This is a genomic window from Shewanella sp. Isolate8, assembly GCF_022398495.1.
In the GTDB taxonomy this organism is placed as follows: Bacteria; Pseudomonadota; Gammaproteobacteria; order Enterobacterales; family Shewanellaceae; genus Shewanella; species Shewanella aquimarina.
The window spans coordinates 1679127-1694640 of sequence record NZ_JAKEVI010000001.1 but is presented as its reverse complement, the minus strand read 5'-3'; the positions used below and the strand labels follow the sequence as shown (position 1 = coordinate 1694640).

The 15514-nt window shown below is 51.2% G+C and carries 14 protein-coding genes; 3 read left to right on the top strand and 11 right to left on the bottom strand.

Annotation, left to right across the window (positions count from 1 at the left end):
• Positions 1-14 precede the first annotated feature (14 nt).
• From L1D43_RS07455 to aroA, 9 genes are all read right to left on the bottom strand, one after another.
• Positions 15-557 carry a DUF2058 domain-containing protein gene (locus L1D43_RS07455; protein WP_239850521.1) on the bottom strand — a complete coding sequence of 181 codons (543 nt, stop codon included), beginning with the start codon at positions 555-557 and terminating at the stop codon, positions 15-17.
• A gap of 38 nt (positions 558-595) precedes the next feature.
• A complete protein-coding gene (locus L1D43_RS07450; RefSeq protein ID WP_239850520.1) occupies positions 596-1411 on the bottom strand; it encodes an SDR family oxidoreductase in 816 nt (271 codons plus the stop codon).
• A gap of 63 nt (positions 1412-1474) precedes the next feature.
• A complete protein-coding gene (gene pyrF, locus L1D43_RS07445) occupies positions 1475-2170 on the bottom strand; it encodes an orotidine-5'-phosphate decarboxylase (protein WP_144199282.1) in 696 nt (231 codons plus the stop codon).
• 35 nt (positions 2171-2205) lie between these two features.
• Entirely contained in the window at positions 2206-3366 is a 1161-nt protein-coding gene (gene lapB / locus L1D43_RS07440) for a lipopolysaccharide assembly protein LapB (protein WP_239850519.1), read from the bottom strand.
• A 1-nt stretch (position 3367) separates the two neighbouring features.
• Entirely contained in the window at positions 3368-3685 is a 318-nt protein-coding gene (locus tag L1D43_RS07435) for a lipopolysaccharide assembly protein LapA domain-containing protein (protein ID WP_041511274.1), read from the bottom strand.
• Between the two features lie 122 nt (positions 3686-3807).
• Positions 3808-4095 (bottom strand): integration host factor subunit beta, encoded by a 288-nt coding sequence (gene ihfB / locus L1D43_RS07430; RefSeq protein WP_033540518.1) that lies wholly within the window; start codon positions 4093-4095, stop codon positions 3808-3810.
• 72 nt (positions 4096-4167) lie between these two features.
• Positions 4168-5835: a 30S ribosomal protein S1 gene (gene rpsA, locus L1D43_RS07425; protein WP_041511275.1), complete on the bottom strand. Its 1668-nt coding sequence runs from the start codon at positions 5833-5835 to the stop codon at positions 4168-4170.
• 99 nt (positions 5836-5934) lie between these two features.
• Positions 5935-6627, bottom strand: coding sequence for a (d)CMP kinase (gene cmk / locus L1D43_RS07420; protein WP_041511276.1), 693 nt, complete (start codon positions 6625-6627; stop codon positions 5935-5937).
• A 188-nt stretch (positions 6628-6815) separates the two neighbouring features.
• The gene (gene aroA, locus L1D43_RS07415; RefSeq protein ID WP_239850518.1) at positions 6816-8096 is read right to left on the bottom strand and encodes a 3-phosphoshikimate 1-carboxyvinyltransferase; all 1281 of its coding nucleotides are present in this window, start codon (positions 8094-8096) and stop codon (positions 6816-6818) included.
• A gap of 390 nt (positions 8097-8486) precedes the next feature.
• On the opposite strand from aroA, the gene L1D43_RS07410 reads away from it, so the two are divergent.
• Positions 8487-9677, top strand: a complete 1191-nt coding sequence (locus L1D43_RS07410) for an amino acid aminotransferase (RefSeq protein WP_239850517.1) — start codon at positions 8487-8489, stop codon at positions 9675-9677.
• Between the two features lie 66 nt (positions 9678-9743).
• Here the strand turns inward: L1D43_RS07410 and serC are convergent, their stop codons facing one another.
• Both serC and gyrA read right to left on the bottom strand, forming a co-directional pair.
• The gene (gene serC, locus L1D43_RS07405) at positions 9744-10838 is read right to left on the bottom strand and encodes a 3-phosphoserine/phosphohydroxythreonine transaminase (protein ID WP_239850516.1); all 1095 of its coding nucleotides are present in this window, start codon (positions 10836-10838) and stop codon (positions 9744-9746) included.
• A 131-nt stretch (positions 10839-10969) separates the two neighbouring features.
• Complete coding sequence (gyrA, locus tag L1D43_RS07400) at positions 10970-13609, bottom strand: DNA gyrase subunit A (RefSeq protein WP_239850515.1); 2640 nt, start codon at positions 13607-13609, stop codon at positions 10970-10972.
• Between the two features lie 253 nt (positions 13610-13862).
• On the opposite strand from gyrA, the gene ubiG reads away from it, so the two are divergent.
• Both ubiG and L1D43_RS07390 read left to right on the top strand, forming a co-directional pair.
• Positions 13863-14651 carry a bifunctional 2-polyprenyl-6-hydroxyphenol methylase/3-demethylubiquinol 3-O-methyltransferase UbiG gene (gene ubiG, locus L1D43_RS07395; RefSeq protein ID WP_275659057.1) on the top strand — a complete coding sequence of 263 codons (789 nt, stop codon included), beginning with the start codon at positions 13863-13865 and terminating at the stop codon, positions 14649-14651.
• The gene (locus L1D43_RS07390; RefSeq protein WP_345773699.1) at positions 14644-15387 is read left to right on the top strand and encodes an HAD-IA family hydrolase; all 744 of its coding nucleotides are present in this window, start codon (positions 14644-14646) and stop codon (positions 15385-15387) included. The genes ubiG and L1D43_RS07390 overlap by 8 nt, the downstream gene beginning before the upstream one ends.
• Positions 15388-15514: the final 127 nt, after the last annotated feature.

The following is a 15514-nucleotide window of genomic DNA, read 5'->3' as shown; positions in this document are numbered from 1 at the left end:
TGAATGTTTGTGCGTTACCACATGAGGTCATCAGGGATAACATAATCGGCGTAGGGATCGTCTTCTTCGACCACTTGGGTGGCGTCTTCGGCCTGCCATAGGTAACCACACCAGTCTGGCACCAAGAGGTTAACCCGTTCGGCCAACTTATGAGGCACCAGGTAACTCACCTCTTCGTAACGAACGATACCGAGTTGGCCGTTGAGCAGCTGACTCTGGAGTTTTTCGGTCACATACAGGCTAAAAATCTTAGTGCCTAAGGTGTAGTTAAACTTAACTTCGGCATCCTTTGGCGGCTCGATGGCGCAGCGCTTAAATTCGGTGATTAGCCCGCGTACCTGGCCCTTCTCCATCGCCTCGGCAAAGCGTTGTTCGTTAAGCGCCTTGTCTTTATCGATCTGCGCCTGTTTCTTTGCCGCGATCTCCTGTTTCAACGCCGCCGAACCATCATCGACCTTGGCTTTACGATCGCGACGCTTCTGGGTTTTGGCATCGCGAACCTTCTGTTTGCTGACTAGGCCAGCCTTGAGCAACTGCTCTTGAAATGGGTTTGCCATCTATCTTCTCACTTACTGGGTTGCGCGCCTGGCGCTACCTACTTATCTTTTGGTTGTCGGGCCAACTTGCCCAATTCGTTCATGGCCATACTTGCACCACCAAGCGACCAGCCACCGTCTACCGGCAAGATTGTACCAGTAATATAACTTGCCATCGGCGAAGCGATGAACATCGCGGCATTGGCAATGTCATCGCTGATACCGTTTCGCTTAAGCGGCACGCTTTGGGCCACGGCCGCTTGTAGTGCTTCACTCGGTGCTAGGCGATTGAATCCTTCTGTGCCGCTGATGGGGCCGGGCACGATTGAGTTTACCCTTATTCCCTCTGCTCCCCATTCCAGTGCCAGGCTCTTCGTCAACATGTCGACCCCGGCCTTCGCGGCGCTCACATGGGACTGCATCGGCATGGCGATATAGGCCTGTGGCGCCGAGATCTGCACGATTGCACCGCCTGGGCGACGCATCAAGGGATAGGCCTGTTTGAGCACCTGAAAACTGCCTAGCAAATCGATATCCATCACCGACTTAAAGCCGTTTTCGGAAAGATCCGCCGCTGCTGCGGGGAAGTTTCCAGCCGCGCCACTGACCAGCACGTCCAGTTGGCCATAGGCATCCGCTACCAGCTTGAATCCAACCTTTAGGGCGTCGAGATCTCGTACATCGAATGCCACGCCAAGCATATTACCTTTCGCGTTAAGCGCGCGCAGCGCCTCAACGGCGGCATCGACCTTCTCCTGACGACGGCTGGCTACCGCTACGTTTGCCCCCGCCTTGGCAAAGGCTTTGGCGATACCGAGATTAATGCCACTGGTACCGCCCACCACAAAGACGTTTTTCCCTTGATAATCGAACATCTTCTTTCCCTGTCTGATAAAACCTTAACGATTAAATTAGGAGGCTCAGCGGATCAGGTCAAGCTATTTAAGCGACGCGTGGATCTCGGTTAGCGCAGCCAGTGGATTAGCCGCCTTGGTAATAGGACGACCTATGACCAGGTAATCAGAACCCGCTGCCAGTGCCTGGGTCGGCGTCATCACGCGGTGCTGATCGCCTTTGTCACTGCCCGCCGGACGAATGCCCGGGGTCACCAGCTTAAAGTCGGCGCCAAATTCGGCCTTTAACATACTGGCCTCCTGGGCCGAACAGACGATACCGTTCAGTCCAGCCTGTTTTGTGAGGCTCGCCAGACGCTTAACATGCTCTGCCGCTGGCACATTGATGCCAAGCAGCGCCAGCTCTTCATCACTCATTGAGGTCAGTACCGTCACGGCGATCAATAGCGGCGCCTTATCACCATAGGGAAGCAGCGCCTCGCGCGCGGCCTGCATCATGGCAAGACCACCGCTGGCATGCACATTGGTCATCCATACGCCGAGCTCGGCGGCTGCGGTGACTGCCTTGGCAACCGTATTGGGAATGTCATGGAATTTGAGATCCAGGAAGAGGTCGAAATCACGGCTATGGATCTCTTTAACCAACTCAGGGCCAAAGAGTGTGAACATCTCTTTGCCTATCTTAAGGCGGCACATGTTGGGGTCTAACTGATCGATGAGCTGCAAAGCTTCGGATTTATTATCGTAATCTAACGCCACTATAATAGGTTTGTTGCTCATGCTGTTCTCCTGTTGCTTTGCATTTTATTAGCTATTTACTCCCCGTCGAGTCCGCGGATCCGCTTGATGGTGCCCCAGCTCTTACAAGAGGGACAATGCCAGTAGAGAGTGTGTGACGGGAAACCACACTCGGTGCAGCGGTAACTGGGACGGAATTTTATCTGTTGCTCGACCAGTTCGGCGAGCATATTCAAACTTTGTTTGGCCTGACCATCTTCGGCATGTTGGATCTGCATCTTCATCAGATGCTGAAAGCTCTTCATGGTGGGATGACGATAGAGGCCATCGAGGATCAACTTCTCGGCATCCTGGGTTTCTCCCTGGGCAATCATCTGCTGCGCAAGCGTGATGGCGACGCTGGCACCGGCCCCATGCTCTAACGCCTCGCGTAGCAGCTCGCGATAGGCACCAAGATCCTTAGTCGATTGGTAAACTTCTTTTGCTATGGCGAGCGCCTCGGGGAAGAGTTCGATATCGGCATCTTTCAACCGGCACAACATCTCTTTGGCTCGGCCAAATTCTTGTTGCGCAAGAAACAACTTGGCGCTGGTTAACATGGCGCGGCCACATTGCCCGTCCTGCTTGATTGCCTGAGCCAGGTGCTTGAGCTTTAGCTCGTTATCGCTTGCCTCATCGGCGAGCTCACAATAGAGATGGGCCTGCAGGTGCTTGAGAGATTGCTGACGCTTACGTTTAAGGCTCTTGATAATATCGATCGCCTTCTGCCAATCCTTGGTCACCTGATAGATGGCGATAAGCTGATCTTCGGCCTCTTCGCTGTGATCTTCCTGTCGAACCAGATTGAGAAAGATCTCCTCTGCCCTGTCGTAGAAGCCGGCGGCCAGATAGTCTTTGCCGAGCTCCATCATGGCGATGTCGCGCTGCTCAGTGGTCAGGGTTGGGCGGGCGATAAGATTTTGGTGAATGCGGATAGACCTGTCCACCTCGCCTCGCTTACGAAATAACGAGCCTAGCGAGAGATGGGTATCTATGGTGTCATCATCCACGTCGAGCATGGAGATGAAGAGATCGACCGCCTTGTCCGATTCGTTGGACAGAAGGAAATTAAGGCCGGTAAAGTAATCGCGGCTTAACTGCTTTCGCTTACTATTCTGCTTGTGCCTGATACTACGGCGCCCCATGTACCAGCCGTAACCGGCGGCGATGGGCAACAACAGAAACAGAATCTCTAACATATTAAGCGTTTACTTCCTTCGCTTGATGTTCGATTTGAGAAGATGGCGTGAGCGCCTCAACCGGTAACTTGGCCTCTAGCTGCTCGATTTTCTTATTGGCCTTACGCAGTTGCAGTCTCACCTTGGTAATGTGATAGATGGCAAACAGCCAGCTGACCAGGAAACCCGCCAAAAACACCACGCCGAGCACGACAGGTAGTCGATATTCACCCTGAGCGACGAAATAACTGATGGTCACCAGCTGTTCGTTACGCGCACCAAACAATAAAGCCAAGACAAAAAACAGGGCGACAAGCACGGTCGCGATAAATGACTTCACGTTACTCTCCATAAACCCGTGGTGGTGGGTTGATTATCCAAGAAATTTAGCGAACTAGCTAGCCATACCTAGAATTTAGGCATAAAAAAACCTCCTTTCGGAGGCTTTTAAAACAATGTCATTTACGAGTTGATAGCATCAACGCGCTCACGCAGTTCTTTGCCAGGCTTAAAGTGCGGTACATACTTGCCTTCCAGCTCAACTGAAGTACCAGTCTTAGGATTGCGGCCTGTACGTGGTGCACGATAATGAAGGGAAAAACTACCAAAGCCACGGATCTCGATACGGTCACCGCCTTCCAATGTTGTTGCCATCTGCTCCAACATCTCTTTAATAGCGCTTTCTACTTCTTTTGCCGACAGCTGCGACTGCCTACTGGCAAGTTTTTCGATCAGTTCGGATTTAGTCATCCTGTACCCTCTATAATCAAGCCAAACACAGTCACCTAGCGGGGATGTTGCCATCCCCGAACTTCAGGCGAATTATTTGCGAGCCGCTTTGAACGCTTCAGCCATGGCATTGCTCATAGCAACGTCATCTTGCTTGTTCAAGTTAGCCATCGCTTCCTTCTCATCAGCTTCGTCTTTCGCACGGATAGACAGGCTGATAGTACGGTTCTTGCGATCAACACCCATGAACTTAGATTCAACAGTGTCACCTACTGAGTATACAGTAGATGCATCTTCGATGCGCTCACGAGAGATGTCAGAAACACGTAGGTAACCTTCTACAGTTTCAGCCAACTCGATAGTTACGCCTTTCGCGTCTACTGCAGTAACAGTACCAGTTACGATAGCACCTTTCTTCTTATCTGCAAGGTATGCATTGAAAGGATCGTCTTCAGTCTGCTTAACGCCTAGGCTGATACGCTCACGCTCTGGGTCAACTGACAGTACAACTGCGCTGATTTCGTCGCCTTTCTTGTAATCAGATACGGCTTCTTCGCCAGTACCGTTCCAAGAGATGTCAGACAGGTGAACCAGACCGTCGATACCGCCGTCTAGACCGATGAAGATACCGAAGTCAGTGATAGACTTGATCTTACCAGTAACCTTGTCACCTTTCGCATAACGCTCTGCGAAATCATCCCATGGGTTGGTCTTACATTGCTTCAGACCTAGAGAAATACGACGACGCTCTTCGTCGATGTCTAACACTAGAACTTCAACTTCATCACCTAGGTTAACAACCTTAGATGGGTGGATGTTCTTGTTAGTCCAATCCATTTCAGAAACGTGTACCAGACCTTCAACACCTTCTTCGATTTCAACGAAGCAGCCGTAGTCAGTTAGGTTAGTTACGCGACCAGTCAACTTAGTGTTTTCTGGGTAGCGCTTGCTGATTTCTAACCATGGATCTTCGCCAAGTTGCTTAAGACCTAGTGAAACACGAGTGCGCTCACGATCGTACTTAAGTACTTTAACGTTGATTTCGTCACCAACGTTTACGATTTCAGATGGGTGCTTAACGCGCTTCCAAGCCATATCTGTGATATGTAGAAGACCGTCAACGCCACCTAGGTCAACGAATGCACCGTAGTCAGTCAGGTTCTTAACGATACCCTTAACGGCTTGACCTTCTTGTAGGTTCTCAAGTAGTGCATCACGCTCAGCACTGCTTTCAGACTCGATAACTGCACGACGAGAAACAACAACGTTGTTACGCTTCTGGTCTAGCTTGATAACCTTGAATTCTAGTTCTTTGTTTTCTAGGTGAGCAGTGTCGCGAACTGGGCGAACGTCAACTAGAGAACCTGGTAGGAATGCACGGATACCGTTTAGTTCAACGGTGAAACCGCCTTTAACCTTACCATTGATGACACCGATTACAGTTTCAGCATCTTCGTAAGCTTTTTCTAGAACGATCCAAGCTTCGTGACGCTTAGCTTTCTCACGAGAAAGTTGAGTTTCACCGAAACCGTCTTCAACAGAGTCAAGGGCTACGTCAACTTCGTCGCCAACTGCGATTTCTAGAACGCCTTGAGCGTTTTTGAATTGGTCAGCTGGGATTGGGCTTTCAGACTTAAGGCCAGCGTCAACCAGTACCATACCGTTCTGGATTGATACTACAGTACCACGAACGATAGAACCTGGACGGAACTCAAGTTGTTGAAGGGATTGTTCAAATAGATCAGCAAAAGATTCAGTCATGTTAATTTACTTTAAGTAATAAACCACGGCCCATCCTAGACGTGGAGTCAGATTAATCATTTGTCGCATCCGTGTGACAAATCGTAAAGACCCTGCCCCCTAGAGAACAAGATCAGGTAATTTTTCCTTGATGTGTGAGAGCGCAAGCTCAACCACTTCATCAATGCCTATGCCAGTCGTATCGATCACCAGCGCATCCTCGGCAGGAACCAGAGGCGCAACCGGACGATTCATATCACGCTCATCGCGTTCTACGACCTCGGCCAAAAGACGGTCGATATTAACATCGAAGCCCTTGTCCTGCAACTGATTATAGCGCCTTTGGGCCCTTTCCTCAGCCGATGCGGTTAAATAAAGTTTAGCTGGAGTTGTGGGAAAAACGACCGTCCCCATATCGCGACCGTCTGCGATAAGACCTGGAGCCTCGGCAAAGGCGCGTTGACGACGAAGAAGCGCCTCACGAACGCGGGGAAAAGCTGCCACTTTAGAGGCGGCGTTTGAACATTCTTGGCTACGAATGGCGTGGGACACATCTTCGCCTTCTAACACCACCTTAATGCCGTTGCCGTTAGCCGAAATGAATTGCACATCTAGGTGCGCCGCTAACAGAGCCAGTGATGCTTCGTTGTCCAGCTCGACGTTGTGGTGAATAGCCGCGAGGGCCAAGACACGATATATGGCACCGCTATCAAGCAGCTTCCATCCTAAACGCGAAGCAAGTATCTGACTAATAGTGCCTTTACCTGCACCGCTTGGGCCGTCAATAGTGACGATGGGAGCCCGTTGTGACATATGATTCTCCAAATTAAATCTATCTTCCCTAAAGATCCTGAATGTCGTCCTCGAAAAACTGCGCGCGCATTATAAACTAAAAGCTTGCATAAAGCGGCAAAAAGTTACGAATTAACACAAATGGATCATTTAAGTGCGCGGGTCATATGAGCTGCCCCGCGCTGGAGGACTTAGGTGAAAGACTTAGCCTACTGGGCCAGCGCCGCGAATTGGGCGAAATAGTCAGGGAAGGTCTTGGAGGTACAATCTGGGTCGTTGATGGTAATGCCACAATCGGCAAAGGCCATCAGCGAGAAACACATGGCCATACGATGATCGTTATAGGTATCGATATCGGCAGTGTTTAGCTGAGCCGGTGGCGTGACGCGAATAAAGTCGTGGCCCTCTTCGACCTCGGCGCCCACTTTACGCAGTTCGGTCGCCATCGCAGCGAGACGGTCTGTCTCCTTGATACGCCAGTTATAGATATTGGTTAGGGTGGTTGTGCCGCTGGCAAACAGCGCCGTCGTGGCAATCGTCATGGCGGCATCCGGGATATGGTTCATATCGAGATCCACCCCATGCAGCGGCGCGCTTCTGGCGATAATGAAGTCATCGCCCCACTCTATTTCGGCGCCCATGGCCTCGAGCACGTCGGCAAACTTCACATCGCCCTGAATGCTTTTTAGCCCAACGCCAGTGACCTTCACCTCACCGCCCTGAATGGCGCCAGCGGCCAGGAAGTAAGACGCCGAGGAGGCATCGCCCTCGACCAGCACAGTACCGGGCGAGACATATTTCTGGCCTGCAGGGATCTCGAAACGCTGATAGTCATGATTAATGACGGTGACGCCAAATTTTGCCATCAAGGCGATGGTGATATCGATATAGGGTTTAGAGACCAACTCTCCCTTGATCTTGATATTCACCTGCTCTTTAGCCAGTGGCGTAACCATCAGCAGTGCGGTAAGAAACTGACTCGACAGGCCACCGGCAATTTCTACATCACCACCATTGAGTCCGGTGGCATTTATGGTTAATGGCGGAAAGCCTGGCTGCTTCAGGTAGCGAATATCAGCGCCGAGGGCGCTAAGGGCGTCGACCAGATCACCTATGGGACGCTCCTCCATACGAGGCTCACCGGTTAGGGTAAATTCACCGCGTCCAAGTGTAAGCGCCGCACATAAGGGACGCATCGCCGTACCAGCGTTACCGAGGAACAGTGTCTGAGCCGAGTCACTATTAATGGCGCCGCCCAGGCCTTCGAGTTCGCAAACCCGGTTGTTGTCTGACAGCTGATAATTCACCCCAAGTTGTTTCAAGGCCGTTAGCATGTGACGAATGTCGTCGGAATCGAGCAGATTGGTGAGCCGGGTTTTCCCTTCAGCTAAGGTCGCCAACAACAGGGCGCGATTAGAAATACTCTTGGAACCGGGAATATTGACGGTGCCATGAACCTTAGATATGGGATCGAGTCGTAGTTGTTTCATTAATCACTTCTTAATTGGATGCAGCCAAGGCTGGCCGCGGATTATTGATACTGTTAGATACTTAACACTTGCCATCACGACAAAATGGCCATCTGCTCAATTAACCTGAGCCTCGTGGTTATAAAATTACTGATTGAGCCGCAGTATTCAACCCTTTTTTACGATTTTTGGCCGTTAATGAGTAATTTTCTTTCTTAGTACGCTATCGGCCCACAAATAAACGGTAAAAACAGGCAAGCCATCCGCCACTGGCATGAAAATTTGCCAAGTTTAAGTTTCGATAAAATCGTGTCTTGTGCTGTAAATCCCGAGCAAAATTAGTTTATCCTAAGGCTACGCACAGCGAAGGCCATTAAGGGCCTATAACAAGACAATAAGGTAGTTGGAGCCATGTTCGAGAATCTTTCCCCTATGCCCGCCGATCCTATCCTAGGGCTGATGACAAAATTCCGTGAAGATCCCCATGCAAACAAGGTAGATCTAGGCGTTGGTGTATATAAGGACGAAGCGGGAAACACCCCGATCTTAGCCTGCGTCAAACGCGCCGAGCAGCACCGTATCGATACCGAGGCAACAAAAGTTTACATAGGTCCAACGGGCTCCCCCGCCTTTAATCAGCTGATGGGCGAATTGGCGTTTGGCCAAGACAATCCGGCGCTGCTAGCCGATCGCATTCGCACCGTATCTACCCCAGGCGGCACAGGCTCCCTGCGTGTCGCGGCGGATTTCATCAAGCGCATCAATCCAAATAGCGTGATCTGGGTGAGCGACCCGACTTGGGCCAACCACACGGGTCTGTTTGAGGCGGCCGGTATTCAGGTCAAGACCTACCCCTACTATGATCATGAAAACAAAACGCTGAAATTCGAGGAGATGCTGGCAACCCTTGGCCAGATTAGCGCAGACGATGTGGTCTTGTTCCATGCCTGTTGTCACAACCCAAGTGGCATGGACCTCACTAACGAGCAGTGGGATCAGGTAATCGCGCTGACCAAGCAACAGGGGTTCACACCGCTTATCGACATGGCCTATCAGGGCTTTGGTGATGGTGTCGATGAAGATGCCTATGGCGTGCGCCACATGGCCGCTAACGTCGACGACATGATCCTGTGTAGCTCTTGCTCGAAGAACTTCGGCCTGTATCGCGAGCGTATCGGCGCCTGCTCTATCGTCGCTAAAGATAGCCAAAAGGCCAATGTGGCTTATTCTGTACTGCTCTACGTGGTGCGCTGCATCTACTCTATGCCGCCAGCCCATGGCGCGGCGATTGTAGAAACCATTTTGGGTTCAGATGAACTCAAGCAGCAGTGGCTAGATGAGCTAAAAGTGATGCGTGACCGCATCAATGGCAACCGTGCCATGCTGGTGAACAAGCTGATCGAAAAAGGTGTGACCCGTGACTTTAGCTTTATTGCCAAGCAGAAAGGCATGTTCTCCTTCCTCGGCATTACCCCAGAGCAAGTTGCGCAGCTCCAAGCGGACCACAGTATCTATATGGTAGATTCTAGCCGCATCAGCATCGCCGGCATAGGTAATGGCAATGTCGATTACCTCGCCGAGTCCATCGCCAAGGTGTTGTAATACAGCCTGAAAACTCATAAAAAAGGGGACCAGATGGTCCCCTTTTTGTTTTGATGTTCTTTACAGTTAGGCAGCATGTTTATCGGCAAAGGCTTTCATGAAGCTAACCAGCGCCTCGACGCCGGCCAAAGGCATGGCGTTATAGATGCTGGCGCGCATGCCGCCGACACTGCGATGGCCCTTCAATGCGACCAGGCCAGCGGCCTTGGCCTCGGCTAAAAACGCCTCGTTAAGGGACTCATCTTTCAAATAAAAGGTCACGTTCATATTCGAGCGATTTGCACTCGCTACGCGGTTCTCATAGAAGTCACAACTGTCGATAAAGCCATATAGGGTCTCGGCCTTACGCTCATTAATCTTGGCGACTTCAGCCACGCCACCTTGCGCCTTAAGCCACTTAAACACTTCGGCGGCCAGGTACCAGGCGAAGGTTGGCGGCGTATTGAACATGGAGTCATGTTTTACTGCCAGTCGATAATCCATAATGGACGCCTGAGTCAGCTGCGGATATTGCAGTAAATCATCGCGAACGATAACTATGCTCAAACCCGATGGGCCTATGTTTTTCTGGGCACCAGCATAGATCAGGCCGTAACGGTTGACATCTATCTCACGAGACATGATGTTAGAAGACATATCGGCAACAATTGGCCAAGGAGAATCTATCTCATCAAAAATTTCGATACCATCTACCGTCTCATTTGGGCAGTAGTGCAGATAACGATAAGCTTGCTTGATCTCGCTCAGCTCAGGTAACACAACCCGGCTAATACCATCGGTTTTATCAACGATATTAAGTGTGTCGATCTGCGCATCACCGGCCAGTTTCTTGGCTTCCTCGACTGCCGATGAAGACCAGCTACCATCGACCAGATAGAGCGCCTTTCCGTTATTGCCAAGTAAATTATTCACAACAGCGGCAAATTGGCCACGACCACCGCCATGCATAAAGAGTACATGGTAGTTGCTGGGAATATTCATCAGCTCTCTGATGTCGGCATCGGCCTGCTGAGTCAGCGCGATAAACTCTTTACTACGATGGCTGATCTCCATCACGGAGACACCCTGCCCGTTCCAATCCAATAACTCCTCTTGTGCCTTTTGCATTACGGGCTGAGGTAACATGGCCGGCCCTGCACAGAAATTATATGTCGCGCTCACTGCTTTCTCCTTTGCTCTTCTTTCAACTGTGTTGCGTCAGATTAAATGCCACTGGCTTATTGTTTATTGCGGGTTTGACTTGCTCAAACAAAACGAGCGTCCATAGGGACGCCCGTTAATCTCGCTAAACGCTATTCGTTTGGCTCAACGTCTGGCTCATCCTCAGGCGCCTCGCCTTCGACTTGTTGCTCTTCGACAGTATCTGTGATGATAGGGTTGCCCTCTTCGTCAAACTCCTGTTCATCTTGGATCTCGTCGATACGTTGCAGTCCCACTACCGTCTCGTCACTTGCCGTACGGATAATGGTCACGCCTTGAGTGTTACGACCAATTGTCGATACACCAGATGCAGGTGTACGTACCAGGGTGCCCTTATCGCTGATCAACATGATCTCGTCGTTTTCAAGCACTTGTACCGCACCTACGACGGCGCCGTTACGCTCGCTGACCTTGATTGAGACTACACCCTTGGTCGCGCGGCTCTTAGCTGGGTATTCATCCAGATCCGTACGCTTACCATAGCCGTTCTCGGTGACGGTTAGGATGGCGCCATCATTCTTAGGCACGATGAGCGAGACCACGCTCTGACCATCTTCTAGCTTGATACCGCGAACACCTGTCGCGGTGCGGCCCATTCCACGAACCTGATCTTCGCTAAAGCGAACGACCTTACCTTCGTTAGAGAACAGCATTACTTCGTTATCACCGTTAGTGATATCGACGCCGATCAGCTGATCGCCATCTTTCAGGTTCACGGCGATGATACCGTTAGCTCTCGGACGAGAGTATTGATCCAGCGAGGTCTTCTTCACTGTGCCGTGAGAAGTCGCCATGATCACATACTTGTCGGCGTCGTAATCACGCACCGGCAAGATAGCGGTAATGCGCTCACCTTCCGCCAGCGGCAGCAGGTTGATAATAGGACGACCACGGGCCTGACGGCTTGCTAGCGGCAGTTGGTACACCTTGAGCCAGTACATCTTACCGAAATCGGAGAAGCACAAGATGGTGTCGTGGGTGTTGGCGACCAGAAGTTTCTCGACGAAATCTTCATCTTTCACCTTAGTCGCGGCCTTACCTTTACCACCACGGCGCTGGGCCTGGTAATCGCTCAAAGGCTGATACTTGGCGTAACCCAGATGCGACAGAGTCACTACCACATCTTCTTCGTTGATCAGATCTTCAAGGCTAATGTCGACCGCAGAGGCGTTAAGCTCTGTGCGGCGCTCATCACCGAAGTTTTCCAGCACTTCCTGAAGCTCTTCTTTAATCACTTCCATCAGACGCTCAGGGCTGCGGAGGATATATAGCAGGGCTGCGATCAGCTCTAGGAGCTCTTCATATTCGCTTAGGATCTTCTCATGTTCCAGACCGGTCAGCTTGTGCAGACGCAGATCAAGAATCGCCTGAGCCTGTTGCTCGGTCAGGAAGTAGAGGCCATCGCGAATACCAAACTCGGGCGCCAGCCACTCAGGACGCGCGGCATCATCACCAGCCTTCTCCAGCATGCCTTGTACATTACCAAGGGCCCAACCTTGCGCAACCAGCTTGGTTTTCGCTTCGGCTGGCGTTGGTGATGCCTTAATCAGCTCGATGATAGGATCGATATTGGCCAGCGCTATCGCCAATGCTTCGAGGATATGCGCACGCTCGCGCGCCTTACGCAGTTCGAATACGGTACGGCGAGTCACCACTTCACGACGGTGAAGGATGAAGCACTCAAGCATCTCTTTAAGGTTAAACAACTTAGGCTGACCATTGGTCAAGGCCACCATGTTGATACCGAAAGAGGTCTGTAGCTGTGTCTGGGCGTATAGGTTGTTGAGGATCACCTCACCCACTTCGCCACGCTTCACCTCGATAACGATACGCATACCGTCTTTATCAGACTCGTCGCGCAGGCCGCTGATGCCTTCGATCTTCTTATCTTTTACCAGCTCGGCGATCTTCTCGATCAGACGCGCCTTGTTCACCTGATAAGGGATCTCGGTAACGATAATGCGTTCACGACCGTTGTCTTCAGTCTCAACGGTAGCGCGGGCGCGCATGACCGCCTTACCACGACCCGTCTTATAGGCATCTTCGATACCCTTACGGCCGTTGACGATCGCCGCCGTTGGGAAGTCTGGACCTGGAATATGCTCCATCAACTGCTCGATAGAGAGACTTGGCTCATCGATCAGCGCAAGACAGCCGGAGATCACTTCCGAAAGGTTATGAGGTGGAATGTTGGTCGCCATACCCACGGCGATACCCGACGAACCGTTGACCAGCAAAGCAGGAATGCGGGTCGGCAACACTGCCGGGATCTGCTCGGTTCCGTCGTAGTTAGGGACGTAATCGACGGTTTCTTTCTCTAGGTCAGCCAGCAGTTGATGCGCCAGCTTATCCATACGAATTTCGGTATAACGCATGGCCGCCGCGGCGTCACCATCGACCGAACCAAAGTTACCCTGACCATCGACCAAGGTGTAGCGCATAGAAAACGGCTGCGCCATACGAACGATAGTGTCGTAAACGGCCGAGTCACCGTGCGGGTGATATTTACCGATCACATCACCGACGACACGCGCCGACTTTTTATAAGGTTTGTTCCAATCGTTCTTCAACTCGTTCATCGCGAATAATACGCGGCGATGAACCGGCTTTAGACCGTCACGCACATCGGGTAACGCACGGCCAACGATCACGCTCATGGCGTAATCCAAATATGAATTCTTTAATTCGTCTTCAATATTAATTGGTGTTATAGATGAAGCCAGATCAGTCATAAACTGCTCGATCCCTTGAAATTTAGCCGACAAAATACTGCTTAAAAACCAGGCAATATTTTACCAAGCCAGAAAACGTGATTTGGCATTCTAACACAGATATTTAAAGGCGCTAGACCCTATTGAAATTTCACCTCAAATATCTGTTTACGGCGTAAAACCTAAGTCGGTTTTAGGTAGAATGAACGCTTTAACAGCAATCTGATGACTAAGCAGACATTTTCGCTGGCTTCTTCTTTGTTTATCTAAGGCGATGGGTATAATAGCTACATCATTTATCCCCTTCAGAGGACTCTCCGTGTCTAACCTTTCTGAGACAAATTTTTCTGAGACTAGTAATGCCAATGTCGATCCGCAAGAAATTGCCAAGTTTGAGAAGATGGCTGCCACTTGGTGGGATCCCGAAGGGGAATTTAAACCGATTCATAAGCTCAATCCCCTGAGACTCAACTATATCGATCAAGCCGTCGGTGGCCTATTTGGTAAGCGTGTGCTGGATGTCGGCTGCGGCGGCGGTATTCTCTCCGAAAGCATGGCGCGTCTGGGAGCTAAGGTAGATGGATTGGATATGGGCGCCGAGCCCCTCGATGTCGCTAAACTTCACGCCTTAGAGATGGGCGTTGAGATTAACTACATCCAGGACACGGCAGAGCACCACAGAGACAGCCATAAAGGTCAGTATGATGTAGTCACCTGCATGGAGATGCTCGAACACGTGCCCGACCCTGCCTCTGTGATCAAGGCCTGTAGCGACATGGTCAAGCCTGGCGGCTATGTGTTCTTTTCGACCATCAACCGCAACCTGAGGGCCTATGTTGAGACAGTGCTTGGCGCCGAGTATCTACTTAAGATGTTGCCTGTGGGCACCCACGATCATAAGAAGTACATCAAGCCATCGGAACTCATTGGCATGGCCGATGCGGTGGAGCTAGAGTGCGTCGACGCCACTGGCATCACCTATAACCCGCTGACCGATATCTTCCGTTACACCAAGTCATTAGACGTCAACTATATGATCGCCACGGTTAAGCAGGATGACTAAAGGGTTGGCGACAGAAGGCATGTCTATCGATGCAATGCCTATTGATGCAGTGCCTATCGATGCAGTGGCTATCGATACAATGCAGATAAAAGGTGTACTGTTCGACCTCGATGGCACCTTAGTCGACACGGCGCCAGATCTCGTGCTGGCGCTAAACCTCGCACTAAACGACTTCGGACTGCCCAGCCAATTGCTGGAAGATATTCGCTTTGCGGCGTCTCATGGCAGCCTGGCCTTGGTCGAAGCCGCTCAGCCCCACCTTAATGATGAAGAGAAAGCGGCAATCCAGCAGGCGCTACTTACTCATTATCACAGGGTCAATGGCCAGGCGGCCAAGCTGTTTGATGGCATGCTCCCCTTGCTGCAACACCTTAGTGACCAGCGCATCCCCTATGGTGTCGTCACCAATAAGGCGGCGCGCTTTGCCCGGCCCCTACTGCACAGGCTTGAGTTAGCCAGTAAGATGCCAGCCATCATCAGCGGCGATTCCACCACCCAGAGTAAACCCCATCCCGCACCGATGCGGCTGGCCGCATCCCAACTGGGTGTGAGCTGTGCGCATATTCTCTATCTCGGCGATGCCAAACGAGACCTCGAGGCGGCACGCAATAGTGACATGCTCGGCGGCATCGCGCATTGGGGTTATATTGGAAACAATGACCACGCACACCTATGGCCGCACGACTTTGGTTTCGAGGCGCCATCTAAGGTACTTGAGCTGCTAAAACAGGGATAAGTGTCTGTTAAGAGAGATGAATCACATGCTATTGTGTGCTGGCGTGTGACGCATCAGTAAAAAGTCGTCTTAACTGGGAGCGCGATCCTTTTTTAGCACAAAAAGATCCATAGGATCTGGCCAATAT